The 26614-nt window shown below is 48.6% G+C and carries 21 protein-coding genes and 1 tRNA gene; 5 read left to right on the top strand and 17 right to left on the bottom strand.

All coding sequences use genetic code 11. The features are described from left to right. The first annotated feature begins 46 nt into the window (after nt 1-46). On the top strand, nt 47-1315 hold the full coding sequence (locus AR688_RS12595) for an HlyC/CorC family transporter (RefSeq protein ID WP_068234270.1): 1269 nt from the start codon (nt 47-49) through the stop codon (nt 1313-1315). A 51-nt stretch (nt 1316-1366) separates the two neighbouring features. Here AR688_RS12595 and AR688_RS12590 read toward each other — a convergent pair whose 3' ends face one another. Continuing rightward, nucleotides 1367-1999 carry a transglycosylase SLT domain-containing protein gene (locus AR688_RS12590; protein ID WP_068234268.1) on the bottom strand — a complete coding sequence of 211 codons (633 nt, stop codon included), beginning with the start codon at nt 1997-1999 and terminating at the stop codon, nt 1367-1369. Nucleotides 2000-2069: 70 nt separating this feature from the next. Continuing rightward, a complete protein-coding gene (gene gshA, locus AR688_RS12585; RefSeq protein WP_068234265.1) occupies nt 2070-3674 on the bottom strand; it encodes a glutamate--cysteine ligase in 1605 nt (534 codons plus the stop codon). 226 nt (nt 3675-3900) lie between these two features. On the opposite strand from gshA, the gene AR688_RS12580 reads away from it, so the two are divergent. Further along, a complete protein-coding gene (locus AR688_RS12580) occupies nt 3901-5445 on the top strand; it encodes a methyl-accepting chemotaxis protein (RefSeq protein ID WP_068234262.1) in 1545 nt (514 codons plus the stop codon). Between the two features lie 64 nt (nt 5446-5509). Here AR688_RS12580 and pssA read toward each other — a convergent pair whose 3' ends face one another. The 4 genes from pssA to rluD form a co-directional block, all read right to left on the bottom strand. Continuing rightward, nucleotides 5510-6343: a CDP-diacylglycerol--serine O-phosphatidyltransferase gene (pssA, locus tag AR688_RS12575; RefSeq protein ID WP_068234259.1), complete on the bottom strand. Its 834-nt coding sequence runs from the start codon at nt 6341-6343 to the stop codon at nt 5510-5512. Between the two features lie 116 nt (nt 6344-6459). Next, the gene (gene clpB, locus AR688_RS12570) at nt 6460-9039 is read right to left on the bottom strand and encodes an ATP-dependent chaperone ClpB (RefSeq protein WP_068234254.1); all 2580 of its coding nucleotides are present in this window, start codon (nt 9037-9039) and stop codon (nt 6460-6462) included. A 93-nt stretch (nt 9040-9132) separates the two neighbouring features. Next, entirely contained in the window at nt 9133-9879 is a 747-nt protein-coding gene (pgeF, locus tag AR688_RS12565) for a peptidoglycan editing factor PgeF (protein WP_231732060.1), read from the bottom strand. Next, on the bottom strand, nt 9860-10834 hold the full coding sequence (gene rluD, locus AR688_RS12560) for a 23S rRNA pseudouridine(1911/1915/1917) synthase RluD (protein WP_068234251.1): 975 nt from the start codon (nt 10832-10834) through the stop codon (nt 9860-9862). Before rluD ends, pgeF begins: the two co-directional genes overlap by 20 nt. 123 nt (nt 10835-10957) lie before the next feature. On the opposite strand from rluD, the gene AR688_RS12555 reads away from it, so the two are divergent. Beyond that, nucleotides 10958-11707: an outer membrane protein assembly factor BamD gene (locus tag AR688_RS12555; RefSeq protein WP_068234248.1), complete on the top strand. Its 750-nt coding sequence runs from the start codon at nt 10958-10960 to the stop codon at nt 11705-11707. Between the two features lie 38 nt (nt 11708-11745). Here the strand turns inward: AR688_RS12555 and radA are convergent, their stop codons facing one another. Then, the gene (radA, locus tag AR688_RS12550) at nt 11746-13107 is read right to left on the bottom strand and encodes a DNA repair protein RadA (protein WP_068234245.1); all 1362 of its coding nucleotides are present in this window, start codon (nt 13105-13107) and stop codon (nt 11746-11748) included. A 120-nt stretch (nt 13108-13227) separates the two neighbouring features. Between radA and AR688_RS12545 the strand changes: the two genes are divergently transcribed. Next, the gene (locus AR688_RS12545) at nt 13228-15750 is read left to right on the top strand and encodes a PilZ domain-containing protein (RefSeq protein ID WP_068234236.1); all 2523 of its coding nucleotides are present in this window, start codon (nt 13228-13230) and stop codon (nt 15748-15750) included. On the opposite strand, the gene AR688_RS12540 is transcribed toward AR688_RS12545, so the two are convergent. Both AR688_RS12540 and serB read right to left on the bottom strand, forming a co-directional pair. Further along, the gene (locus AR688_RS12540) at nt 15718-16614 is read right to left on the bottom strand and encodes an alpha/beta fold hydrolase (protein ID WP_068234233.1); all 897 of its coding nucleotides are present in this window, start codon (nt 16612-16614) and stop codon (nt 15718-15720) included. The two genes, AR688_RS12545 and AR688_RS12540, sit on opposite strands and share 33 nt — an antisense overlap. A gap of 2 nt (nt 16615-16616) precedes the next feature. Next, a complete protein-coding gene (gene serB / locus AR688_RS20655) occupies nt 16617-17669 on the bottom strand; it encodes a phosphoserine phosphatase SerB (RefSeq protein WP_068234230.1) in 1053 nt (350 codons plus the stop codon). Between the two features lie 71 nt (nt 17670-17740). On the opposite strand from serB, the gene AR688_RS12530 reads away from it, so the two are divergent. Next, nucleotides 17741-18343: an AhpA/YtjB family protein gene (locus AR688_RS12530; RefSeq protein WP_092795545.1), complete on the top strand. Its 603-nt coding sequence runs from the start codon at nt 17741-17743 to the stop codon at nt 18341-18343. Here AR688_RS12530 and AR688_RS12525 read toward each other — a convergent pair. The 8 genes from AR688_RS12525 to AR688_RS12490 form a co-directional block, all read right to left on the bottom strand. Beyond that, nucleotides 18323-19123 (bottom strand): TatD family hydrolase, encoded by an 801-nt coding sequence (locus AR688_RS12525; RefSeq protein WP_068234227.1) that lies wholly within the window; start codon nt 19121-19123, stop codon nt 18323-18325. The genes AR688_RS12530 and AR688_RS12525 overlap by 21 nt on opposite strands. Beyond that, a complete protein-coding gene (gene pdxH / locus AR688_RS12520; protein WP_068234224.1) occupies nt 19114-19752 on the bottom strand; it encodes a pyridoxamine 5'-phosphate oxidase in 639 nt (212 codons plus the stop codon). Before pdxH ends, AR688_RS12525 begins: the two co-directional genes overlap by 10 nt. 2 nt (nt 19753-19754) lie before the next feature. After that, nucleotides 19755-21494, bottom strand: a complete 1740-nt coding sequence (argS, locus tag AR688_RS12515; RefSeq protein WP_068234221.1) for an arginine--tRNA ligase — start codon at nt 21492-21494, stop codon at nt 19755-19757. Nucleotides 21495-21506: 12 nt separating this feature from the next. Then, complete coding sequence (prfC, locus tag AR688_RS12510; RefSeq protein ID WP_068234218.1) at nt 21507-23093, bottom strand: peptide chain release factor 3; 1587 nt, start codon at nt 23091-23093, stop codon at nt 21507-21509. A 129-nt stretch (nt 23094-23222) separates the two neighbouring features. Further along, complete coding sequence (gene rimI / locus AR688_RS12505) at nt 23223-23666, bottom strand: ribosomal protein S18-alanine N-acetyltransferase (RefSeq protein ID WP_068234209.1); 444 nt, start codon at nt 23664-23666, stop codon at nt 23223-23225. Next, on the bottom strand, nt 23653-24054 hold the full coding sequence (locus tag AR688_RS12500) for a hypothetical protein (protein WP_068234208.1): 402 nt from the start codon (nt 24052-24054) through the stop codon (nt 23653-23655). The genes rimI and AR688_RS12500 overlap by 14 nt, the downstream gene beginning before the upstream one ends. A gap of 9 nt (nt 24055-24063) precedes the next feature. Further along, a tRNA-Trp gene (locus AR688_RS12495) sits at nt 24064-24140 on the bottom strand. A gap of 154 nt (nt 24141-24294) precedes the next feature. Continuing rightward, a complete protein-coding gene (locus AR688_RS12490) occupies nt 24295-26331 on the bottom strand; it encodes a S9 family peptidase (protein ID WP_068234207.1) in 2037 nt (678 codons plus the stop codon). Nucleotides 26332-26614: the final 283 nt, after the last annotated feature.

Genomic DNA, 26614 nt, shown 5'->3' with positions numbered 1-26614 from the left:
TTCGTAATATCAAGTACAGGTGTTTGGCAATACGGGTATTTAACTCTTGGACGACATATCGACGGGTACGCTGTTTATCATTCTTGGCGTGCTCTTATTTTTATCTGCCTATTTCTCAGGATCAGAAACAGGCATGATGTCTGTTAACCCTTATCGTTTAAAGCATTTAACAAACGAGAACCATAAGGGTGCCATCAGGGTCAGCGAACTGTTAAAACGGCCTGATCGCCTAATCGGCCTTATTTTAATTGGCAATAACCTGGTAAATATCGCCGCCTCTGCGATCGCCACTATTATTGGTATGCGTTTATACGGCGATGTTGGTATTGCGATTGCTACCGTAGCGCTAACTATGGTGGTGTTGGTGTTTGCCGAAGTTACGCCGAAAACCATTGCAGCCCTGCACCCGGAGCGTATTGCCTTTCCCAGTTCAGCGTTACTTAAAGTACTGTTAAAGATCTTTTATCCGCTGGTATGGTTAGTTAATTTTATTACTAACGGTATTTTGGCGGTTATGGGCATTAGCCCGGAAAAACATCAGGGTAATAGCTTAAGCGCTGAAGAATTACGTACCGTAGTACATGAAGCTGGCGCCCTTATCCCCGAGCAACACCAGAGTATGTTGGTGGGCGTATTGGATCTGGAAAACGCCACGGTTGAAGATATTATGGTGCCGCGCAATGAAATTGTCGGTATCGATATTAATGACGACTGGAAAGACATCGAGCGACAGCTGGCGAATATGCAGTACAGCCGCATCTTGTTATTCCGTGACAACATTGATGATGCCATCGGCTTTGTGCACCCTCGCGAGCTGATGCGCCTGCTGATTAAAGAGCAACTGACTAAATCTACCCTGATGCGTGCAGTAAGCGATATTTACTTTATTCCTGAAGGTACCCAGCTCAATACACAGTTGTTAAAGTTTCAGCGCACCAAAGATCGTATCGGCCTGGTGGTTGACGAGTATGGCGATATTCAGGGTCTGGTAACGCTGGCCGATATTCTGGAAGAAGTGGTCGGTGAATTTACTACGGATATTGCCAGCAATGGTAGCGACGATATTATTGCTCAGCCTGATGGTTCTTACCTGATTGACGGCGGCATTAACCTGCGCGATCTTAACCGGGAAATGCACCTGGAGCTGCCGACCGATGGCCCTAAAACACTAAACGGCCTGATTTTGGAGTATCTGGAAGAAATACCCCAGGGTAAGCTGAGTATAAAGCTGGCCGGTTATCCGCTTGAAGTAGTAGACGTACAGGACAATATGATTAAAACCGTGCGTCTGTTACCGCACCTGAAAAAGCCTTAAAACGGCAATAAAAAAACCGGCAGCGCCGTTTTTTTTATTTTCTATATCCAGTCAGCCGAAAAACAACCGCCACAACCAGCCGCGTTTTAGATCATCCTCACACCGGTTTAACTGCGCGGCATAGGTTTTGGCGCGGTTATCAACCTGCTTGGCAACATTAACCAGCCATGCTTTATTTTTGTAGGTGCCGCGCCGGTAACCGCCCCAGCCTTCATGGTAATTCAGGTAAAGGTTGTAACCGTCCCACTTGGATATTTTATTAACCCTGTGGGTTTTATCCAGATACCAGCCCATAAAATCCATGGCATCAGAAAAATTATCACGGCTGGCCCAGAAGCGATCGGCTTCTTTAACGTATTCATCCCAGGTAACTGTTTTTGCTTGCGAATAACCGTAAGCACTGCTGGCACGGCCATATGGAATAAAACCTAAAAACCAGCGCATTGGCGGGCGCGCATTATGCCTGAAACTACTTTCCTGATACATGATGCTCATAGGCACATGAATTGGCACGCCCCATTTGTCGCGCATTTTCGCGGCAGCATCATACCAATCACGGTGTTCATAGAAGATTTCACACAGATTAGAGCTGTTCTGCGGCGGTGGTGTACTGCAACCACTGATAAACAGCACTGCTGCAGTGGCAAAAATAAATGGTTTTATTTGTGTATGAACTTTTTTCATCCAACCGATTCTAACAAGGTGCACGGATGCAACCAAGTTTTATTCTCCCTGGATACTGTTACGGCTACCATTAGGTAGCCGCTTTTTTATCCTCACATTGCGGTACTTCTGCAAAATACTGCTCAATATACTGATCAAAGCTCACATTATCCTGTTGCTCAACCTGTTGTTGCGCCAGTAGTGACTGTGTAGCAGCTTCGGTAAACTGTTCAGCAGAATAATACTGATAGGGTTCCTGTAGCAGCTGTTGGCGATACGTTGCCGATAACTTTAAGGTGTAGCTGCTGTTATCCTGCTGTTGTGCCAGTAACTGGTTTAATAATTTACCGGAAAAAGTCTGGGATGGATCCAGCAAGCCAAGATAAAATTGCTTCAAAGCGCCGCTATAGCCCTGCGTTGCATAGGCAGAATCCAGATACTGTGCCAGCGGCATCATATCGGCAAACAATTCTTCTGCCCAATCCAGCATTAACCGTGGCTGGCCATTTTGCTGGATCTCCAGATTAGTGCGCCGCCCGTCGGTGACCACTTTTTTCAGGTTTTGCTCTGTAATAGTTTGCTCAGCCGCCGACATATTCGGGCTGTCCTGTAACAGGCAATACAGCAGGAAAACATCGAGAAAATGCATCTGCTCTGCGCTAATACCGACACTACTAAACGGATTAACATCCAGCGCCCGCACTTCAATGTATTCAACGCCACGCTTGGCCAGTGCACACGTTGGCCGCTCGCCAGACTGGGTTGTGCGTTTGGGCCGGATGGTAGAATAAAACTCATTTTCTATTTGCAGTACATTGGCATTGAGTTGCTGGTATTCACCATTCACCTTAACGCCAATATTTTTATATTCGTCAGACGGCATGCTAATCGCCTGATGCAGACCGGCAATATATTCTGGCAGGCTGTTGTAAGTGATATTCAGGCTAGATTGTGCACTGTTGGTATAACCCAGGTCACTCATACGCAGCGAGGTGGCATAAGGCAGATACAACGACCCTTTGCCAAGCTCCTGAAAGTTATACCGGCTGCTGCGTCCTTCCAGAAACGACTTACACATCGCCGGTGATGCCCCAAATAAATATACGATCAGCCAGACGTAGCGTTTGTAGTTACGTATCAACGCCAGATATTGCTCGGAAATAAATGTCTGTAAATCGCCACTTTGCCCCAGAATTTGCTGGTACTGTTGCCAGAAACTGTGTGAAAAAGAAAAGTTAAAATGCACACCGCTGATAGCCTGCATCATGCTGCCATAGCGGTTATGTAGGCCTTTGCGATACAGGGTTTTCATTCTGCCGACATTAGAGCTGCCATACTGGGCAAACGGAATTTGCTTCTGATCAGTAATAAAACACGGCATGCTGCCGGCCCAAAACTGCTCATCACCAATGTTCTTAATCGTAAAACGGTGAATATCTGTCAGCTGTGCTAAAGTGGTATCAATGCTGTCGCTGACCGGTGTAATAAATTCCAGCAAGGACTCGGAAAAATCAGTGGTGATCCAGGGATGGGTTAAAGCCGCACCCAGCGCCTGTGGATGAGGCGTCAGAGCCAGCTTGCCATCGGGCTTCACCCGCAACGTCTCCCGCTCTATACCGCGCTGAATACCTGTAATGGCATGTTTATTAGGCGCTGCATTTAGCTTAGCCAGACGTTGTTGTAAAGTTGAGCCCAAGGTAATTCCTTAATTGGTAGCTGATTGTGCTGAAATTGGGGCGCTAAGGCCAATCTCAAGACCGGTGCTTAATTTAGCCTGCAATTTCATTTTCAACAATCGAAGATTTGGTCGCTTAACCTCCTTACACGTTAAACGGCCACAGCCATGGCTGCAATTATTACGTTAATACATTAGACTTACCAGATCAGGTACAAGGTAACAACTACTAAAATAAGCAGGTGACATGAACCGTCGCAACACAAATACTATAAACGAAGAAGTTAAATTCATTGCTGAGCAGGAACTGGTTTCTACCACAGATTTACGCGGTGTTATCACCTATGCCAACCCGGCTTTTTGTAAGGTGGCCGGTTACAGCGAAGAAGAACTGGTAGGTAACAACCATAATCTTGTACGTCACCCGGATATGCCCAAAGCGGCTTTTGCTGATTTGTGGCACAAGCTTAAGCAAGGCCAATCATGGCGTGGCCTGGTAAAAAACCGCTGCAAAGATGGCCGTTATTACTGGGTAGATGCCTTTGTTACACCCATTTATCAACAGGGCAAACTGGTGGGCTATCAATCGGTACGGGTAAAACCCGATGCAGCCATGGTAGAGCGGGCAAATAAAAGTTATCCGGCCATAGCTGCCGGTAAAATACCATCAGACTGGCGCAGCCGCTTTGGCTTAAAACGCCTGGTAGCCGTTACGCTTAGCCTGCTGCTTGCCGCTATTGGTGTTGCCAGTTTTGGCTGGCATTTTTTGCTGGCCTTACTGTTGCCGCTGGTATGGTTGCTTTGCTGTTATGACGAACTGTTTATTATTCCGGCACAGTTGCAACAAGCCAAAGCAAAATTCGACAGTGTGTCACGCTGGATTTACTCTGGTTTTGGCCCTTACGGCATTGCTGATTTTCAGCAAAAAATGGCCCAAGCCAGGCTGCGTACTGTGCTGGGCCGGGCCACAGACAGTACAGCAGCATTGAGCATCATTGCTGAAACGCAGGCAGAAGCCGTGCATATGACAGAGCAAGGTATTCACCAGCAGCATGACCGCCTAAGCAGTATTGTCGCAGCAACATCTCAGCTTTACGGCACGGTACAGGACATTGCCGGACGTACTCAGGACACCCATCAACAGGTAAACGAAACGCATAAAATCTGTGAAGCAGCAAAAACCACCATGCAGCACACCGCCAAAACAGTACAGCAACTGGCAACAGAAGTTCAGGGCGCAGCAGCTACAGCTGACGGCCTGGCGGTTGAAGCGGAGCGCATTGGCATAGTGATGACCGAAATTCAGGGTATTGCCGATCAAACTAACCTGTTGGCATTAAATGCAGCAATTGAAGCGGCCCGCGCCGGTGAGCATGGCCGTGGTTTTGCTGTTGTAGCAGATGAAGTACGAGCTTTGTCCTCCCGTACCCACAAGGCTACAGAGCAAATTAAACAATCGATAGGCGAAATACAGCAAACCTTACTCAGCTGGGGCAAGGTTATGCTGCATAGCCGCCAGCAAGTGGATATTTGCGTAACAGAAACCCAGCACAGCGAGCAGCAACTGGCGGAGATTTCACGCATGATTGACCACATAGCCCAACTGTCGTCGCAAATTACCACTGCAGCAACCCAGCAAGGTGTCGTTGCCAATGACGTGCAGCAAAGCGTTGAGCATATACAGCAAATTGCCCAGACTAACCTGAACAATATTCAGATAGTGTCTGACAACAGCTCAGCCTTGCAGCAGCAAGCTGGCAAAATTGCTGATATGAATAAAAGCTTTGGTTAAAAAACAAAAACTCCGCCGCGGCGGAGTTTTTAATGTATTACTTATTTAGCGTATTACTGCCGGTTTACAGGCTCTTGCTGTCGTCTTTGGTGGCAGAGTCTGCCGCTTTAGGCTCTTTGTCTATATCGGCAAAATCAGCGTCGTCAGAGTCACCCAGCACGTGTTCCAGTTTCAGTTTACGCACACTGCGAATAGTCGTCACCGGGCCAGAGCAGGCATAGATAAAGAAAATGCCAAACAGCATTTCAGCTGGTCGGGCAGCGATTACGACAAAAATCAGCACTACCATCAAAATGGTTAAAAAGGATACCCTGTCGCGCCAGTTCAGATCTTTAAACGAGTTATAACGGAAATTACTGACCATCAGTAAGCCGGTAACAATAGTAAGTAAGCCCACCAGATAGCCAATGTTATCGCCATCAACCTGATAAATACTGCCACTCCATACCATGCCGGCAATAATAGCTGCAGCGGCCGGACTGGCTAAGCCCTGAAAAAACCGGCCGTCGGTAACACCCAGGTTAGCGTTAAAACGTGCCAGACGCAGCGCGGCGCAGGCAACAAAAATAAATGCTGCCAGCCAGCCGAACTTGCCGTACTCGGCAAGGCCCCAGTTGTATGCAACCAGCGCCGGTGCAATACCGAACGACAACATATCAGACATACTATCGTACTGGGCACCAAACTCGCTTTGCGTATTGGTTAAACGCGCTACACGCCCATCCAGTCCATCGAAAATCATTGCAATAAAAATCGCTACGGCGGCAGCTTCAAATCGACCGTTCATTGACGACACTATGGCGAAAAAACCAGAAAATAAGCCAGCGGTTGTCAGCAAATTAGGTAGCAGGTAAATGCCCTTACGCGGGCTGGTATCATTTGTTTTTGACTCAGGCATAAAGCAACTTCTACGTTGTGGATTTACAATGGATTATAAGGGACATACCTTAACATGGATAGCCTGAAGGCAAAAGTGACCGCCGAAGCAGTCACTTTCTGCCGGCAACGACCAGGTTAAACCTTACTGCTAACAATAAATTGCGAACCGTTATGGTCCAGCAATATGGTACTGCCAGGCGCTACGTCGCCTTGTAATAACGCTTGCGCCAGCGGGTTTTCCAGATGCTGCTGAATAGCCCGCTTCAGCGGCCTGGCGCCATATAACGGGTCAAAGCCGACTTCTGCCAGTTTATCCAGCGCAGCTTCAGTAATACTGAAGCGATACTGCCGCTCGGCCAGTCTTTGCTCCAGCCTCGCCAGCTGTATTTTGGCAATACTGCGAATTTGCACACTATCCAGCGGGTGAAACACTACTGTCTCATCAAGCCGGTTTAAAAACTCCGGCCGAAACTGCTTACTGAGCACACCCATCAACATATCTTTCATCTGACCGTAACTGTATTCACGATAGTGCTCCTGAATAAGATCCGAGCCCAGGTTCGATGTCATAATAATAACGGTGTTTTTAAAATCGACCGTACGGCCCTGGCTGTCGGTTAACCGACCATCATCCAGCACCTGCAGCAAAATATTAAACACATCCGGATGGGCTTTTTCTACCTCGTCCAGCAGCACTACCGAATAGGGTTTACGCCGCACTGCCTCGGTTAAATAGCCGCCTTCTTCATAGCCGACATAGCCCGGCGGTGCGCCAACTAAACGTGATACGGCATGTTTTTCCATAAACTCTGACATGTCTATACGCACCATCGCATCAGGGCTGTCGAACAAAAAATTGGCCAACGATTTGGTCAGCTCGGTTTTACCCACGCCGGTAGGGCCTAAAAACAGGAAAGAACCTATCGGTTTATTCGGATCAGCCAAGCCAGCCCGCGAACGGCGGATAGCATGCGATACCGCTGTTACCGCTTCATCCTGGCCGATAACTTTCTCGTGCAGCGCTTGCTCCATACGCAGCAGCTTGTCACGCTCGCCTTCGAGCATTTTATTAACCGGTATGCCGGTGGCTTTAGACAAGACATCTGCAATTTCCTGCTCGGTAACTTTGTTACGTAGCAGGGTGTTTTCGTGCATTTCGGCCTGAGAGGCTAAATCGAGCTTTTTCTCCAGCTCAGGAATGCGGCCGTATTGCAACTCAGACATACGCTGTAAATCACTGGCGCGGCGGGCAACTTCTAAATCTAACCGGGCTTGTTCCAGCTCGGTTTTAATATTTTGCGTACCTTGCAGTGCAGCTTTTTCTGACTCCCACACTTCATCCAGCTCGTTGTAGTGGGCATCAAGTTCGACAATTTGCTCCTGAATTGCATCCCGGCGTTTTTTACTGCCTTCGTCAGACTCTTTTGCCAGCGCATTGTCTTCCAGTTTTAACTGAATAATACGCCGCTCCAGCCGGTCCAGCTCTTCTGGTTTAGAGTCCATTTGCATACGGATGCTGGATGCCGCTTCGTCAATTAAGTCGATAGCTTTATCCGGTAATTGCCGGTCTGACACATAACGGTGTGACAAGGTAGCCGCCGCCACTATCGCCGGGTCGGTAATTTCCACCGCGTGGTGAATTTCATAACGTTCTTTTAAGCCCCGTAAAATAGCTATGGTGTCTTCCACCGACGGCTCTTCTACTAACACTTTTTGAAAACGCCGCTCCAGTGCCGCATCTTTTTCGATGTACTTGCGATATTCATCCAAAGTGGTAGCGCCCAAGCAGTGCAGCTCGCCGCGCGCCAGTGCCGGTTTTAACATATTACCGGCATCCATCGCACCTTCTGCCTTACCGGCGCCAACCATAGTATGAATTTCATCAATAAACAGAATCACCTGGCCTTCTTCTTTAGCCAGCTCATTCAGCACCGCTTTTAGCCGCTCTTCAAACTCACCACGGTATTTGGCGCCAGCTAATAAAGACCCCATATCCAGCGACAGCACCCGCTTATTTTTTAAGCCTTCAGGCACTTCTTTATTGATAATACGCAGCGCTAACCCTTCAACGATAGCGGTTTTACCTACGCCAGGCTCGCCAATTAAGACCGGGTTATTTTTAGTGCGCCGCTGTAATACCTGAATGCAGCGACGAATTTCTTCATCCCGGCCTATTACCGGGTCTAGTTTACCTGCCTCGGCCCGGGCGGTTAAATCTACCGTGTATTTAGTTAATGCCTGGCGGGTATCTTCGGCATTCACATCGTCGACTTTCTGGCCGCCGCGCATTTGAGTAATGGCCGTTTCTACATTTTCTTTGCTTACGCCGATTAAGCGTAAAATTTTACCCAGATCAGATTTATCTTCCGTCGCCGCTAACACGAACAGCTCGCTGGAAATAAACTGATCTTTGCGTTTTTGTGCCAGCTTATCGCACTGCTGCAGCAACTGTGCAGTGGCAGACGATAGCTGCAGGTTAGCGCCCTCGCCTTCAACCCGCGGTAACTTGTCTATCGACTGACTAACCTTAGATCGCAATTCATTAAAATTAATCGCCAGTTTGTTTAACAGCTCACGCACTGTGCCGCCTTCCTGATTTAACAGGGCAAACATCAGGTGCACCGGCTCGATAAACTGCTGATCGCGGCCAAGCGCCAGCGACTGCGCATCGGCTATCGCTTCCTGGAACTTACTGGTAAATTTTTCAAGACGCATTTCTGGCTCCTACAAGCACAACACTGTTGCGTTATAAGATTGGGCGTTGTTGCTGCAAATTCAAGCAGAAAAACGTCAAAAATTTGACTTAGATCAGGCTAACCAGATTGAACTGGCCATGCGCCCGGTTTGGCCATCACGCCGGTAGGAAAAAAACAACTCATTTTGCTGATAAGTGCAGTACTGGCCACCATAAATATGTTGCACCCCACAGGCTTGCAGGCGCTGTTTTGCCAGCAGATATAAATCCGCCTGCCACTTATTACTGTGGCCGCTGATAAAGGCCAGCTCCGCCTGTGCACTGTGGTTAATAAAAGCGGCACGTACCTCAGGCCCCACTTCAAATGCACTTTGGCTGATAGCCGGGCCAAGATATACCAGTACTTCAGCAGGTTTGGCAAAGTGCGCCAGTGTGGCTTCTATCACGCCGTCACACAAACCGCGCCAGCCAGCATGCACTGCCGCCACCTGAGTACCGGCTTTATCACACAATAACAACGGCAGGCAATCTGCTGTCATTACGGTGGCCACAACACCGGGCTTGCAGGTTACGCTTGCATCGGCGGTATCCGCAATAGACGCCTTTGTCAGTACAGACACAGCAGTGCCATGCACCTGATTTAACCAGACCGGCGCTGCCGGCATCTGAGCCAGCCGTTGGTAAAGACGCCGGTTTTCAGCAACTAGCTCAGCATTATCTGCCACATGATTGCCAAGATTTAAACTGGCATACACGCCGGTTGAGCAACCGCCGTTACGGGTGCTGCATACTGCCCGCACATTGGCCGGGGCTGGCCAGTCAGGCAGTAACAGCGGGTTGTCAGACATAATCCAGGCCATGTTCTGCCGTATCGGCCCGTAGCGCTGCAGTTAGCTGCACCATGTCATCCGGAATAGGCGCATGCCATTCCAGAATCTCCAGCGTAATTGGATGAGCTAAACGCAACATGGCGGCATGTAAGGCCTGGCGCCTAAAGTTACGCAGAATAGTCAGTAATTGCTCATCCGCCTTACGCGGTGGCCGCGGCCGGCCGGCATACACAGGATCGCCTACCAGCGGATGGTTAACATAAGTCATATGCACACGAATTTGATGCGTGCGGCCGGTTTCAAGCCGCAAACGCAAACGGGTGTGAGCCCGGTATTTTTCCATTACGCGAAAATGAGTGGTTGCTGGCTTACCTGACTGGCTTACCGCCATATGGGTGCGTTTGGTTGGGTGACGGCCTATCGGTTCGTCAATAGTACCGCCACCGGTCATGGCGCCATGGCATACGGCTTCGTATTCACGGGTAATTTCCCGCGCCTGCATCGCCTCTACCAAATGAGTTTGCGCCGGGATGGTTTTTGCTACCACCATTAAACCGGTCGTGTCTTTATCCAAACGGTGAATAATACCAGCCCTTGGCACTTCACCTATCCCCGGACAGTGGTGTAATAAAGCATTCAGCAAAGTGCCATCGGCATTGCCGGCGCCAGGGTGCACAACCAACCCGGCGGGCTTATTGATCACCAGGATATGCTCGTCCTCATAGACGATATTTAACTCTATGGCTTCGGCTTCAAAACGCTGATCTTCAGGCAGCTCAGCCAGAATATCAATTTGCTCACCGCCGAGGAGTTTCTCCCTTGGCCGGTTTTGCATGGTACCATTAACCTTAACTGCATCCGCCAGGATCCACTCTTTTATTCTGGATCGTGAATAATCAGGGAACATTTCGGCCAGAACCTGATCTAAGCGTTTACCGAAAAGATGCTCTGGTACAATTTCTGAAAGTTTTAGCTGTTTTGTCATAACGGAAGCAGTTATCCTGTGTGCAACCCCGGCAGGTCTGGGGTAGAATCGCAATAGTGTGTATTTTAGCGATTTTACGTCAGACTAGACAGCCATTTAGCTCAAGTAGTAACGGATTTTTAAATGAAAGCGAATTTTTTACTGATTTCTTTACTGGCATTAACCCTTACGGCTTGTGCCGGTAAACCGAAGGAAGCGGATACCAGTAATACACAAACCGCGCAAACCATGTATCAGCAAGCCAAAGAAGTATTAGATAACGGCTTGTACAACCGCGCTATTGAGCTGTTAATGGCCGTAGAAAGCCGTTACCCGTTCGGGCCTTTGGCCAGACAGGTACAGCTGGATTTGATCTATGCTCATTATCAGGCTGGCGATGTACAAAAAGCACTGGCCGGCATTGACCGTTTTATCCGCCTGAACCCGAACCATCCTGAGCTGGACTACGTATATTACATGCGAGGCCTAAGCAATACGAAAGCCGACGAAAATGCGCTGCATAATATGTTGGGTATTGACCGTGCAGACCGTGATTTGGCCAGCACCCGCCAGGCGTTTGATGATTTTAAATTACTGGTCAGCAGCTTTCCTGACAGCAAGTACGCTGCTGAAGCGAAAAAACGCATGTTAAGCATTAAAGATGCGCTGGCCCGGCATGAACTGCTGGTGGCGGATTACTATATGCGCCGTGGTGCTTATCTGGCTGCAGCTAACCGCGGCAAATATATTGTTGAGTTTTACCGCGACTCGCCATTAGTTGAGCAGGCGCTTGAAGTTATGGTAGAAAGCTACGACAAACTGGGGCTGAGCAAGCTAAAAGAAGACACCTACCAGGTGTTAAAGCTTAACTTCCCGCAAAACACCAAGTTTTAAACCAGACAGCCCCGCCAAAGCGGGGCTTTTTATTAGCGCTAAATAGCCTCTAATGCTTCAGCCAGTTTACTAACCCCTATTACTTCCATACCAGCAATAGGCTCTTTCGGGCAATTTGCCTGCGGTACAATAGCCCGCTTAAAACCATGTTTGGCGGCCTCACGTAACCGTTCCTGGCCACTTGGCACCGGTCTTATTTCACCTGCCAGCCCTACCTCACCAAACACTACTAAATCGTTTGGCAATGGCTTATCACGAAAACTCGACACCAACGCCAGCAGTGTGGCTAAATCGGCGCTGGTTTCGTTTACCTTAACGCCGCCTACCACGTTGACAAACACATCCTGATCAGCCATTTGTATGCCTGCGTGGCGGTGCATAACAGCCAGTAGCATCGATATCCGGTTTTGCTCCATCCCCAGTGTTACCCGGCGTGGGTTGTTCAATGGTGAATAATCTACCAGCCCTTGTATTTCTACCAGCAGCGGCCGCGTGCCTTCCCACAGTACCATAACAATACTACCGGATTGGTCTTCCTTGCCACGGGTTAAAAATATAGCTGACGGGTTTTTTACCTCTTTCATGCCCTGGCCTGTCATAGCAAATACGCCAAGCTCATTTACCGGGCCAAAGCGGTTTTTATTGCCACGCATGGTGCGGTAACGGTTATCACTGTCACCATCGAGCATCACCGAGCAATCAATGCAGTGCTCCAGCACTTTAGGGCCGGCCAGCGAGCCGTCTTTAGTAACATGGCCAACCATAATAATGGCGATATGGTACTGCTTGGCAAAACGGGTTAAAAAGGCCGCACTTTCACGCACCTGTGACACACTGCCAGGTGCCGACTGAATATCGGCCAGATGCATTACCTGAATCGAGTCAATAACCATAATGCGCGGTTTTTCCTGCTGCGCCAGCAGGCAAATGGTTTCCACATTAGTTTCGGCCAGCATTTTCAATGCATTGGTTGGCAAACCCAAACGCTGCGCCCGCATGGCTACCTGTTGCAATGACTCTTCACCTGTTACATAAAGTGCACCGCCCTGTTGTGCCAGGCCACACATAATTTGCAGTAATAAGGTACTTTTACCTGCGCCGGGATGGCCACCAATCAAAATAGCCGAGCCAGGTACTATGCCGCCGCCCAGTACACGGTCAAACTCAGCAAAGCCACTGCTAAAGCGCGGCACGTCCTGTAAGTCTACTTCATCCAGCCGTACCACTTTTGCCACCGCGGCACCGGCATAACCTTCAAAACGGGTATTTTTACTGCTGGCGGTACCTAAACGTACTTCACTAACGGTATTCCAGGCTCCACATTCCGTACACTGGCCTTGCCAGCGCACAAAGTCAGCGCCGCAGTCACTGCAGACGTAAGCGGTTTTTACTTTTGCCATAATTTATTTTCTCAAGCTAAATGAAAGGCATGGATATTGCTTTTCAATTTGTAACAACGTAGCGTACTACAGATTATAACCCCAAGGTGCCGGTATTATGGCATTTAACCTGACTGAATTATGACAGCAGAAGATTTACAGGAATACGTCGGCGTTATTGACCGTATGAAAAGCTTACTGAACTCAGCTGACTTTGATCAGGTGTTCGGTTTATTAACGTCCGATATTCCTAAATCCAAACAGTTCCTGTTAAAAATGGAACTGAAACGCATGGCTCAGCCCTGTAATTACTTTATTGATTTACGTGGCCATGTGGATGGTGATGTTAAACCTTATGAATATAAAGGCAAAACTCACTATATGGATAATAACGCCATTAAGGTGTTTGAAAACGGCCTGAAACAATATGGCGGTTACACACTTGGTTTGTATGAAGAAGTGCGTAATACCGAAAACAACTTTCGTGTAATGCACCGTAAAGAAACCGAAGAGCGGGTAAAAAATGCTCTGCAGCAGTCGTCAAGTATTAAAAATCATGACGAAGAGGACAATTTGCCACCTCAAGTGGCCGATATAATTTCCTTTGGCAGCTATACCACACGCCGCGATGAGCGGATGAATTATGCCATTGAAGTGGAAATAGAGCTGAATAAACAGCGTATGACGGCCAGCACCTCAGACTTATCGGTATCCGGCTGCAAGGTCAAATTAACCAAACCGGTAAAGGCTAATGTCGGTGCCGAACTAAAACTCTATTTTACCGGCCTGGAGCAGGAGTTTATGCTCGGCCTGTCAGACGGTGTAATCTATAAAGTGGTTGATACTGAGTCACAGGGCCAGAACCACTATTTGCGCCTGCAACGCTTGCAAAATGACAATGAGCAGCAGTTTGCTGACTTTTTGCAGAAGTTTATCACCGGCAACAAACGCCGCTATAAAGTAAACCTCGACAGCGTATGCCATAGCATGCGTACCAAAGGCTATGAGCAGTTTTATCTGCCGCGCCTTAGCAGCCTGCCAGTATTTATTGCAGTAAAAGACGGCCAACCCATGCCGATGTTTGCCCTGACAACTGAATACAACCGGGCTATCTGGCATTATTTTCTGGATGAGCAACATCAGGCTATTTTTGACAGTCTGCTATCAGTAAAACGGCTGAAGCAGCTGCTGCAGCAAAGTAGTGACGAAAAATCAACAATTCTGTACTGCTTTACCCATGCGGCGAAAGGGAAATTGTTTTTCTATTCTGCAACCAGTGAAGAGCTGGCGGCTTCTGAGCAGCTAAAAGAGTTATTTCTTGGCTTTGGTGCCAGCAAACCCAGTTGGCGGGTATTGCACTGCAACTTGCTGCGCACAGCTGCAACTATGGCCGAAATGCCAGCAACAGTGCCTGAGCAATACGCGGTTAAAAAGCCTGCATCACAAGTACCGCTGATAAAAGGCCTGCTGCAGGATTTACGTTATATTGTTAACCTGACTGATATCAGCAGCACCGACAGCACCTTCTGGTATCAGAGTTATGAAGTGAACCAGCAACAACTTAAGCTGCTGGCCCAGTTTGGTCATAAAAAACGCCCCGGCATTGCCTCCTGCGAAGCCATACCGGTGCAATATGTTAACCTGCGCTCAGAGTCCCGCTATCTGTATAAAACCGCGGTAATGGTAAAAGATCCACAAAGCCAGACCGAACTAAGTGGTCACAGCAGGGATTTTTCATCAAAAGGCTTGCAGTTAGAAACAGCCTTGCCGGTAAGGTTTAATAAAGGCGATATTCTGCGGTTACGCCTGCCTGATATGCAAAAGATCAGCAACCGCCACAGCCTCAGTGAACTGCCGTATGAAGTCATGGCTGTAAGCAAAAGCCACACGATTATGAATCTGCGCGCAGCTGAGACAGATGAGCCTCACGTCGGGCGTTTGTTTTTTCAGCAATTGATCCAAAGCAACCGTGCCAAACTGACACCGGCAGAAGAAAGCCCTAAATATCCCGGCCTGGCTAATGCCTTACGCAATATGTACCTGAACTCTCAAAATAGCTTTGCGCTGTTTTTACACCGCAAAGGTATTCGCTATGAAATTAATACCGTAGCTAAAACCAGCGACAGCAACAGCCTTTATCAGCTGCTGAATTTACAACAGCAGCATAATAATGGTATTGATTTGAATATGATCCTGCGCAATAACGCTGCCAGCCTGCAATTTGCGCAACAGCTAAAACAGATGAAGCGCTTTGACAACGCCAGAAACTACGAGCTTTTTATCGCTCTGCCAGCCGATATCACTGCTGGGAATATTGAACCAGACTGTCGCTATGATTATGAATTCAGCTCCGAGCAGAAAAAACAGCAATTTGTGCTGGATGCGCTGCAACAAGGTAGCCTGTTTTGTTTTCGCCTGACGTTATCACGCACCGGCAGGCCTGACACCGATTATATTGCAGCTGAAATGAACTACATAAGCACCTACGCCATTCATAAAGCCAAACAGTTGGAAGAAGAGTTATGGAGTGTGGCAGGCGTAATAGATGTAATTGATATTTCAGAGGAAGTGCCCTGGCGTTATGGTGCTGCGGTAAATCCTGTTAGCAATAAAGTACAACAGCAACAGAAGTTAACACTCCAGCTTAAGCAACCAGTCACGTAACTGGGCAAAATGATCCTGCACTGCGCTGGGGTGTGTCAGCATAGAAATGTGGTCATAATCCTGCTGATAGCCCGTAGCACGGCCCAGTAAACTAAACCGTGCCTGCGGTGCAGTTTCAGCAATAAAGGCTTTTACATCATGCGGATGGCCCAGCAAGCGGTCATTTTGGCCGGCAAAGTGCCACACCGGTGGCCACTGCGTTGTTTTACAGCTGTGGCCATAATCAAACTGATCAGTTAAATCAGTAAAGGCTGCACCTTCAATCCAGCGTACGGTGTCCTGCAAAAACTTCTGCGGTTCATCATCAGCACCTAAGCGCCATTTTCGCGCCGGAAAATAACCGTACTTTTTACTCAACCAGGGTGCCAGCTTATTCCAGATCAGGTTAATTTTCAGCTTGCGCTCCAGGCTTTGTATGCTGATAACCCTTTTACTGCCAAAACACACCTTAGCGGCCACTTTGGCCGTAAGCTGCGGAAAACGCGCAAGGCTGGCAGCGGCAACTACACCGCCCCACGAGTGGGCAATCAGGATAACTTTTTGTTGATGTAACTGGTACACATGTTCAATTAACGCCGGAATATCGCAGGTGATCATTTGCTGCTGGCTTTGGACAAAACCTTCTGACACATGTGGCTTTGATAAACCACGGCCGGCAAAATCAGCGCAGTACACCATAAAGCCGTTATCGGCCAGATAACAACCCAGTCCCTTACCCGACTGGCTGTAAAAAATACGGCCGTTTTCAATAGCACCGTGCAGCATTAATACCGGTGCTATACCTTGCTGCATCGGCAACAAGCGGCGTAGGTGCAGCTGGTATTGGTCTAAATCCAGATAAAGCGAACTTTGCTGATGCTTCATGCTTAATCCAGCAGATACAACAGCTGCAATAATGAACCGTGCCGGATAGCCGCTTTAGCTTGTGCCTGCACTTTGGGCTTGGCATGAAAGGCCACCCCCAGCGCTGCTGCTTTAAGCATAGGTATATCATTAGCACCATCGCCGATAGCAACAGTTTGGCCTGCTGCAATGGCATATTCAGCGGCGAGTTCATTAACCACCCGCGCCTTGGTATTCGCATCTACAATATCACCCAGCACTTTGCCGGTTAACTTACCGTCGGCAATCTCCAGCACGTTGGCAAAAGTGGCAGTTAAGTCTAACCGCTGCTTTAATGCTTCAGTAAAATAGGTAAAACCACCCGAGGCAATAGCAACCTGCCACTGATGCACTTTTAAATGGTTAACCAACTCAGTTAACCCCGGCATTAAAGGCACGCCAGCCAATACCTGCTGCAAAATATCCTCATCTGCGCCTTGCAAAGCCGCTACCCGCGCTATCAGGCTTTGGGCAAAGTCCAGCTCGCCATTCATCGCCCGCGCAGTAACGGCAGCCACCTGTTCACCGACACCGGCCAGTTTGGCTATCTCGTCAATGCATTCTATTTGTATGGCGGTAGAATCCATATCCATTACCAGCAAACCGGGTTTTGCCAGCACAGGGGCAGTTGGCAGGTATACCAGTTCAATATCTAACCTGACAGCCAAATAATTTAATTGTTGTTGCTGTGCTGCAGTTAGTGCGGTGGGCAAGGCCAGATCGAGCGCGGGGCTAAGTTCGGGATGAGGCTGATATAAATGGCAACCCAGTACGGTATCTGTGGTATACAACTGCAGTATGCTATGTAGTGCAACCCAGTTAAGAGCATCGCCAAACAGCCGCAGCACAGCCACTTTTGTTGGCTGTCCAAGCGCAAATTCGGCTGCATCCGGCAGCGCCAGACTTTGCTTGCTGTACAGCAGCAACATCTCTTCATGCCTTTTAACGGCATAACCATAACATTGATTAACCGAAAGCTGCTTTACCGGTGATGTTACCGCTTGCTGCTGCACTGGGATCTGATAAAAAAACGACACTGGATTACCTATACTTGGCGCTACAGCCGTGGCATGCTACGCGCATTAACGACTAGCTCAGCTGGCGCTTTATGGAAAATATGCAGAACGATATCCCAATACCGGACAGTACTTCAAGCACTATTAAGCTGTTGCAAATTGCTATTGCTGTTATTGGTATCTGGCTGTTATTGCATAGCTGGGTGCTAACCCAACAGCAAGGTAAGCGTTTGTTGCAGCAGCAAAACAGTCAGTTAATGCAAGAAATGCTGACAGCGTTATCCCACACCGCCGCTTATTTAATAGAAAATGATCAACTTGATGGCCTGGAGCAACTAACACAGCACATTGCTGCCAGCCAGTATTTACATGATGTGGTGGTGTATGACGCCAATGGTGTGCGCATGAGCTGGTCACAAGGCAGTGCGCCGGCACGGCTGTTATATGGGCCAACACAAACAGAGCAGTTACAGGCGATGGTACAAACCATTACTAAAGATCAGCAATTGTTAGGCTACATTAAACTGAGTTTACGGCTGGATGCGTCTTTAACGCCAATAAGCCTGTCATGGCAGCAAATGATGCAACAGTTGATGGCAATGCTGGTGCTGGCCGGTATAGTCGGCTTTATGCTACGCCGCGGTTTCTCACGTTTGTCGCGTCAGTCATTGCGCTTACGCCGCGCTAAGCCTTAATGCGTTAAGGCTGTTTTGCCACAGCGTCGCCGCTACCTGCTCGCGTGGCTCCGGCCTTAATTGGCAAAAGGTGTCAAACACTAACGCCAGTTGTGCCGGGGTATTTATCTCGCCCTGAAAACCAGCCAGCGGCATGGCCGGTGCGTCGGTTTCCAGTACAAAGCTTTCAAGCGGCAGTTTTTGCACAGTTTTACGGGTTTTCTCTGCCCGTTCATAGGTAATAGTGCCGCCGATACCCAGCTTAAAACCCAAATCGACAAAGGCCATTGCCTGTTGCTGACTGCCGGAAAAAGCATGCAAAATACCGCCGCTGCCAAACTGCTGGCGTTTAAGCTCTGCCAGCAGCTGGGGCTGGCTTTTCCTATGATGCAGGATCACCGGCTTATTATGTTGTTTTGCCAGCACCAATTGCGCTATAAACAGCTGTTGCTGAATAGCAAAAGTAGTTTCATCCAGCGCAAAATCCAGCCCAATCTCGCCTACGGCAACAATAGCAATGCTATGTGCTGTAAGAAGCTTATCCAGTGCGGCTATAGCGTCAAACGAGTGCTCAGCCGCCCACCACGGATGTATACCCAGCGCTATATGCCAGTTGGGCTGTTGTTTTTGTAAATCCAGCAGGTTTTGCCAGGCGGATTGCTGTACAGCGGGAATAACTAAAGCGGCAACCCTGGCCTGCTGAGCCTGTTGCCAGTGAAGAGCTTGCGCAGCGGCAAGCTCGGGGAGATCGAGGTGGCAATGGGTATCAAACAGCTTAAATACATCGCCGTTTAAGGGCATAACCTTTCAATACTCCAGCGGTTATCTGCTGACTTGCTGTACATAAAGCGGTCGTGCAACCGGTGTTCACCGCCCTGCCAGAATTCAATTTTATGCGGCCGCACTAAAAAGCCGCCCCAGAATGATGGCAGTGGCACTTCGCCCTGGTCAAATTTATGCTTTATCTCTGCAAATTTTTGCATCAGTGCCTGGCGGGTAGATACCGGCCGGCTTTGCTCTGACGCCCAGGCGGCCAGTTGGCTTTCTTTGGGCCGGGATAAAAAGTACTTCATTACCTGCGTATTCGATACTCGCTCGGCGGTGCCATACACTATCACCTGGCGCTCCAGCGAGTGCCAGGGAAAATGCAGACATACCTTAGGGTTGCCGGCAAGCTCGGTGGCCTTACGGCTACCCAGGTTAGTGTAAAAAGTAAAACCTTCAGTACTGACGTCTTTTAACAGCACCAGCCGCTGTGACGGCTGGTCATGCTCGTCGACGCTGGCCACACACATAGCTGTAGGGTCTGGTAATTCTGCCGCTATGGCATCTTTTAGCCAGAATTCAAACTGCGCTATCGGATCAGCATTGAGCTTATCCAAATCCAGTTTGTCTTTCACATAGCTGCGGCGAATAGCGTCGATTTTCATCTTTACATGCGCTCCATAACTCCGATACCCAGCAAGTCTAAACCCTGTTTCAGCATCCGTGAAGTAATAATACTCAGCATTAAACGGCTATCACGCACGGCCGGTTCAATGCCGTCTTTTAACATCGGGCAGGCTTCGTAGAAGGTCATATACAAACTGGCCAGTTCATACAGATAATTACACAGCAGGTTTGGCTGGGCATCTTTAATTACCTGTTGCAGCGTTTCTTCAAACCGCAGCAATTTAACCGCCAGTTGCTTTTCCTGCTCTTCAACCAGGTTTAATGTGGCGCTAAAGCCATCGGTAATCTCAGCGCGGCGTAAAATGCTGCGTACCCGGGTATAAGCATATTGCAGGTAAGGTGCTGTAGCACCTTCAAAGCTCAGCATTGCATCCCAGCTGAAAATATAGTCGCTGGTACGGTTTTTCGATAAATCAGCAAATTTTACCGCGCCAATACCCACTTTACGCGCCACTTCGGCAATTTCTGCTTCAGTTAAATCAGTGGCTTTTTCCTGCACTACAGCTTTGGCGCGTACTACTGCTTCTTCCAGCAGTTCTGCCAGTTTAACGGTACCGCCGGTACGGGTTTTAAATGGCTTGCCATCTTCCCCCATCATGGTGCCAAACGGGCAATGATCATAAGCGGTTGCGTCCCGCAGATAGCCGGCTTTACGTGCTACCAGCTCTACCTGTTTAAAATGCAGCGCCTGGCGGGCGTCGGTAAAAATAATTACCCGATCGGCCTGCAAAGTATGGCTGCGATGCTGGCAGGCGGCTAAGTCGGTGGTGGAGTATAAAAAGCCGCCACCGGTTTTTTGGATAATAAACGGCGACGGGTTGCCCTCTTTATCAGCCAGCTCCTGTAAAAACACCACCAGAGCGCCCATGCTTTCCACTGCCAGCTGCTGCTGTTTTAAATCATCAACGATGCCTTGCAGCATATTGTTATAGGCGCTTTCCGGCTTAATATCAGCATGGGTAAGAGTGACATTCAGCTTTTGATACACTTCATCGCTGTGCTTAATTGAGGTATCAATAAACAGCTGCCACAGCTTTTGGCAATGCGCATCGCCGCTTTGTAATTTCACCACGTAATCACGTGACTTATCGGCAAAGCCCTCTTCATCGTCAAAGCGTTTTTTCGCTTCACGGTAAAAGTCTTCCAAATCAGCCAATGCCACCTGCTCTAAGTCGATACCGGCGGCCAGTTTGTCTTCCAGATGCGCAATCAACATACCAAACTGGGTACCCCAGTCGCCCATATGGTTCTGGCGAATGACCTTATCGCCCCAGAACTCCAGCGTGCGCACTACGGCGTCACCGATGATAGTCGAGCGCAAATGGCCAACGTGCATCTCTTTGGCTAAATTAGGTGCCGAGTAATCCACCACTACCGTTTGCGGTGCGGTATTTGCCGACACGCCCAAACGGCTGTCTGTGCCGGCATGTTGTAATTGTGCGGCCAGCCAGGTTTTGTTCAGCGTAACGTTAATAAAACCCGGACCGGCGATCTCGGCTTTATCGGCAATATCAGCAAGATCCAGCTGTTGTACTAATTGCTCTGCCAACTGACGCGGATTGGTTTTTAACAGCTTGGCCGCGGCCATAGCACCGTTAATCTGATAATCACCAAACTCCGGCTTGGTACTTATGGTAACAGCGGCATTGGTATCGGCAGGTAAGCCCAGCGCGACAAAAGAGGCCTGCGTTTTTTCGGTTAATAAATGCTTAATGTTCATGCGGCCTGCCTGTTAGTGTTCACGGGTTTTGTGGAATTTAATTTTCGGGTAACGCTCTATCGACAGATTCAGGTTGACCATAGTAGGTGCGATATAGGTTAAGGCATCACCGCCATCCAGCGCTAAATTCTGGCTGGCTTTGTTTTTAAACTCGTCCAGCGCTTTGCCGTCATCACTGTACACCCAGCGCGCGGTAGATACGTTAACCGACTCGTACAAGGCATCAACGTTGTATTCCGATTTAAGCCGGTGTACTACCACGTCAAACTGCAGTACGCCGACAGCCCCCACGATAAGATCGTTATTATCCAGCGGCCGGAATACCTGCACCGCACCTTCTTCGGATAATTGCACCAGGCCTTTTAGCAACTGCTTTTGTTTTAGTGGGTCACGAAGGCGAATACGGCGGAACAGCTCAGGCGCGAAGTTCGGAATACCGGTAAACTGCATATTTTCACCGGTGGTAAAGGTATCACCAATCTTAATAGTACCGTGGTTATGCAAACCGATAATGTCGCCCGGGTAAGCCTCTTCCAAATGCTCGCGATCGCCGGCTAAGAATGTTAATGCCTGTGGGATCAACACATCTTTACCAATACGCACATGGCGCACCTTCATGCCTTTTTCGTACTTACCCGACACTATGCGCAAAAACGCCACACGGTCGCGGTGTTTCGGGTCCATATTGGCCTGAATCTTAAATACAAAACCGCTAAAGCCGGCCTCGGTGGGTTCAACTGTACGCGTATCGGTAGCGCGCGATTGTGGTATCGGCGCCCACTGCGTTAAGCCATCCAGCATATGGTCGACACCAAAGTTACCCAAAGCAGTACCAAAAAACACCGGCGTTAACTCACCTTTTAAAAACAGCTCTTGGTCAAATTCGTTACTGGCACCCTGCACCAGTTCCATTTCATCACGCAACTGCTGGGCGTAATAACCAATGCGCTTGTCCAGCTCAGGGTTATTCAGGCCTTTTATAATATCTACATCCTGAATAGTGTGGCCCATACCGGATTTATACAGAATAATTTCATCACGTAAAATGTGATACACGCCCTTAAACTCTTTACCCGAGGCAATAGGCCAGGTAATAGGAGCGCAAGCAATTTTCAGTACGCTTTCTACTTCATCTAACAAATCAACCGGATCACGGATATCACGGTCCATTTTGTTCATAAAGGTGATAATGGGCGTGTCGCGTAAGCGGGTTACTTCCATCAGTTTAATGGTGCGATCTTCAACACCCTTAGCGCCGTCGATAACCATCAGGCAGGAATCTACCGCAGTTAAAGTACGGTAAGTATCTTCCGAGAAGTCTTCGTGGCCCGGCGTATCAAGCAGGTTTACCAGGCAGTCGTTATACGGAAACTGCATGACAGAGGTGGTAACTGAAATACCGCGCTCTTTTTCCATTTCCATCCAGTCGGACGTGGCATACTGGCCAGATTTTTTACCTTTAACGGTACCGGCTTTTTGGATCAGATGTCCGAACAGCAATACCTTTTCGGTAATAGTAGTTTTACCGGCATCGGGGTGCGAAATTATCGCAAAGGTGCGGCGGCTGTTTACTTCGGCTAAAAAGTTATCTGTGCTCATAATATCCAATAGTGTGTTACCGCAGGCATCCGGCTACGGTGTAGGGATAAAACCCAAAAAGTAAATGATAATGCGCGCGATTATAACAGCTTGGATGGCGCGGGCACAGAGTGCAAATGCACTGCTGTGTTACAGCATACAACTCATCAGCAGAGCGTCTTCCTTACCCGCACTACTGACGTAATAGCCTTTGCGCAAGCCCGCTTGCGTAAAGCCATAGCGCTGATACAAAGCGATGGCGCTGAGGTTACTGCTGCGTACTTCTAAAAAGACTTCGGTCGCCCCTCTGGCTGCACCTTCCTGTAAAAAGTGCTGCATTAATATATGGCCGTAACCTTTGCCTTGCTGCGTTGGCGCAACGCAAATATTAAACAGCTCCAGTTGCTCTAAAATCAGCTGGGCAATATAAAATCCGACAATATTACCGGCGTTATCCAGCAACTTGTAGCTGAAGTAACTGTCAGCAAAACAGCTGGCAAAGGCAGCCTCTGTCCACGGATAACTATTGGCCGCTTGCTCAAGATGCAAAACCGCGGCGATATCAGCATGGCTTAACAGCTCAACTTTGTTCATAGCTACCTTGTACATAACTACTTAGCTGCGCCCATAAAGCTTTTTTCTGTTCAGCTAGTTGCAATGTCGCCAACGCTGGCGTCAGCAGCTGTTGCTGCTGAATGTGACTTTGCACAGCGTCAGGATCAATTTGCCAGCTCAGGCCATCGGCTAACGCCGCAGCAATATCCTGCGCTAATAGCTGACTAAGATCCGGCGCTACGTTCTGTGATTCAATCTTTAGAGAGGTAATATTATCTGACAAACTTTGTGCTGACTGCGACTGGTTTTCGGTAGCTGAACTTACTGCAGCCAGCAATGGCTGAGTAGCAAAAGCGTCGGTTAATTTCACCGGCGAGATTTGCAAAACTTTTAACAGCTGCTGCTGAGAATAAGAAAGTGTTGTCATAAGGAAAAGTGGCAGGGGCAGAGGGATTCGAACCCCCAACCATCGGTTTTGGAGACCGCTGTTCTACCAATTGGAACTATGCCCCTGTAGCTGGTCGCGCCATTATACAAAAGCCGTCTCAAAGGTAAAGCAAAAAGCTGTGCTATTACATTCAACTGCATACAAAACGAGCATTCAGGGCTTAATCAGCTGCTTAGCCTAACATAAGCCCGGCAGTCTGCCTACCGGGCTGGCTTAAGCTTAATCGCTGCCTTTTTGCCGGTACTTGTCAAACCAATGGATGATGTACGCCGTTTTCGCCATTAAATTACTCGGCCGGCTGTAAATGGAATGCGATGCTTCCGGGATCCGCACCATGGCAGTATCAATACCGCGCAATTGCAATGCCTGATAAAACTGCTCTGTCTCGGAGATTGGTGTACGGTAATCAGCCTCACCTGTCATCAGCATAGTCGGAGTGGTTACATTGCCAACATAACTGATAGGCGAATATTTCAGATAATGCTCCGGTACTTCCCACGGCATGCCGGGAAACCAGTATTGGCTGAAATAGCTGTACATATCAGCATTTAATACAAAGCTAAACCAGTTAATTACCGGCTTAACGGCAACGGCTGCGGCGAAGCGGTTGCTGTGACCTACGGTCCAGGCTGTTAGTACACCTCCACCACTACCACCGGTAATAAACTGCTCTTTTTCGTTAATAAAACCTCTGGCAATTACCGCATCCACGCCGTCCATCAGATCATTAAAGTCCTGGCTGGGGTAATTATGGTGAATAAGGTTAGCAAAATCTTCGCCATAGCTGGTACTGCCACGCGGGTTGGTATACAGCACCACATAGCCCTGTGCTGCCATTAGCTGTAATTCCATAGCGAAATGCGGGCCATAAGCCGTGTGCGGGCCACCATGTATTTCAAGAATTAACGGATATTTCTTGTTGGCGTCAAACTGTGGCGGGTAAATAATCCAGCCCTGCAACTTGCGCTGATCTACCGACGAGTTATACCAAAACTCTTCTACCTTGCCGATATCGTTGGCAAACAGCAGATCGGCATTCAGATCAGTCACAGTTTGTTTTTTACGCTTGGCAATAACAGCCAACTCTGCCGGCTTTTGCGTATTCATTTGGGTATAGGCAATCAGACCATTGCCGGCCGCGGCAAATTGGCCACCGCTATAAGGCCGGCTGTAAGAGCCGCCACCCAGGTCATCTGTCAGTACACTGCGTTTGCCGGATAAAGCTTGTTCCGCCAATATGCCTTTGCCTTCGCTGTCATAAGAGATATACAACGCTTTACTGTTTGGTAGCCATTGAAAATCGCTGACTGAGCGATCCAAGTCTTCGGCCAGGTTACGGATGTTGCTGCCATCTGTGTTCATTACATATAAACGATTAGCCTGATGTGCCAGCTTGCGATCATCAAAACCCACATAAGCGATCAGCTTGCCATCGGGAGATATTGCCGGCCGTGCATCGGGGCCATTACGGTCAGTCAATTGGGTCAGCTTACGATCTTGCAGTGTCAGCTGAAAGATCTCACTGTTCACCGGCTGTGATTGCCAGTTTTCATGCCGGTTGGCCGAAAAATACAGCGCACTGCTATCGTTCGCCCAACTTAGCGTGCTACTGTGATTAAAATCACCTTCCGTTAATTTAATAGCAGAGCCACCATCAGCAGGCATAATGTAAATATGTTGATAACCTGACTTGAGATAACCGGCACCGTCAACGCGGTATTGCTTGTTATCAATATAAACCGGCGCTTTAGCCCATTCAGCCTTTTCCGGCTTTCCGGATAACGTTACCGGTGGTTTAACCTGTTTAGGGGTAAACATGCTAAACGCCAGCCATTTGCCATCCGGCGACCAACTCAAATTCGCGGGGCTTTGCTGCAACTGGCCTGATTGTGAGGTACGCCCGCTATCGAGCCATTTAATGTGAATTTGGCCATTAGCGATGTAGGCCAAGCGGTTGTTGTCCGGCGCCCAACGCGGTGAGGTGGCATTAATATCTTTGTCAGTTAAGGCTTGCAGCATTTTACCATCGGCCGAGCTGAGCCATAACGTCATGCGGCGCCGATCAGTTTGTTTATCCATCCAGTTGCGCACGAACACAATTTGCTCGCCTTTGGCATCCGGCTGTGGATCTGACACAAACTCCAATTCAAATACGTCATCATATTGCAGTGGTGTAGCAACCGCATCGGCACTGTTTGCTGCTAATAACAGCGTAGCGATTAAACACAGACGACTGGTTGTATGGTTTAGATTCATCTTAGTACCCGATTTTATAGTTATAGGTGCCATTTGATACTAACCGAATAACAGAGCCGGATTAAACGCTTTCGTCAAAGTGAGAGTTCTGAGAGATAAAAAGCAAAAAGCCTACCGGTGAGGGTAGGCCTTTTGCTTGAATTGGGAGGCTGCGGGGCTGGCCATCCAGTGGTGAATTACCGCAATACAAATAAAAAAACCCTTCGTTTTCACGAAGGGTCTGTTTATTTGGGAGCCTGGCGGTGAACTACTCTCGCATAGCGAATGCTACACTACCATCGTC

Source organism: Rheinheimera sp. EpRS3 (assembly GCF_001513785.1).
In the GTDB taxonomy this organism is placed as follows: Bacteria; Pseudomonadota; Gammaproteobacteria; order Enterobacterales; family Alteromonadaceae; genus Alishewanella.
This window is presented reverse-complemented; position numbering and strand designations above follow the sequence as displayed.

Coding starts and splice junctions, on each gene's coding strand:
- AR688_RS12490 (WP_068234207.1), bottom strand. CDS start 26,331: ATGAATCTAAACCATACAACCAGTCGTCTGTGTTTAATCGCTACGCTG.
- AR688_RS12530 (WP_092795545.1), top strand. CDS start 17,741: ATGGAAAATATGCAGAACGATATCCCAATACCGGACAGTACTTCAAGC.
- AR688_RS12500 (WP_068234208.1), bottom strand. CDS start 24,054: ATGACAACACTTTCTTATTCTCAGCAGCAGCTGTTAAAAGTTTTGCAA.
- rimI (WP_068234209.1), bottom strand. CDS start 23,666: ATGAACAAAGTTGAGCTGTTAAGCCATGCTGATATCGCCGCGGTTTTG.
- clpB (WP_068234254.1), bottom strand. CDS start 9,039: ATGCGTCTTGAAAAATTTACCAGTAAGTTCCAGGAAGCGATAGCCGAT.
- AR688_RS12525 (WP_068234227.1), bottom strand. CDS start 19,123: ATGCCCTTAAACGGCGATGTATTTAAGCTGTTTGATACCCATTGCCAC.
- pdxH (WP_068234224.1), bottom strand. CDS start 19,752: ATGAAAATCGACGCTATTCGCCGCAGCTATGTGAAAGACAAACTGGAT.
- radA (WP_068234245.1), bottom strand. CDS start 13,107: ATGGCAAAAGTAAAAACCGCTTACGTCTGCAGTGACTGCGGCGCTGAC.
- AR688_RS12540 (WP_068234233.1), bottom strand. CDS start 16,614: ATGAAGCATCAGCAAAGTTCGCTTTATCTGGATTTAGACCAATACCAG.
- AR688_RS12555 (WP_068234248.1), top strand. CDS start 10,958: ATGAAAGCGAATTTTTTACTGATTTCTTTACTGGCATTAACCCTTACG.
- rluD (WP_068234251.1), bottom strand. CDS start 10,834: ATGACAAAACAGCTAAAACTTTCAGAAATTGTACCAGAGCATCTTTTC.
- argS (WP_068234221.1), bottom strand. CDS start 21,494: ATGAACATTAAGCATTTATTAACCGAAAAAACGCAGGCCTCTTTTGTC.
- prfC (WP_068234218.1), bottom strand. CDS start 23,093: ATGAGCACAGATAACTTTTTAGCCGAAGTAAACAGCCGCCGCACCTTT.
- AR688_RS12545 (WP_068234236.1), top strand. CDS start 13,228: ATGACAGCAGAAGATTTACAGGAATACGTCGGCGTTATTGACCGTATG.
- pssA (WP_068234259.1), bottom strand. CDS start 6,343: ATGCCTGAGTCAAAAACAAATGATACCAGCCCGCGTAAGGGCATTTAC.
- AR688_RS12590 (WP_068234268.1), bottom strand. CDS start 1,999: ATGAAAAAAGTTCATACACAAATAAAACCATTTATTTTTGCCACTGCA.
- AR688_RS12580 (WP_068234262.1), top strand. CDS start 3,901: ATGAACCGTCGCAACACAAATACTATAAACGAAGAAGTTAAATTCATT.
- pgeF (WP_231732060.1), bottom strand. CDS start 9,879: ATGGCCTGGATTATGTCTGACAACCCGCTGTTACTGCCTGACTGGCCA.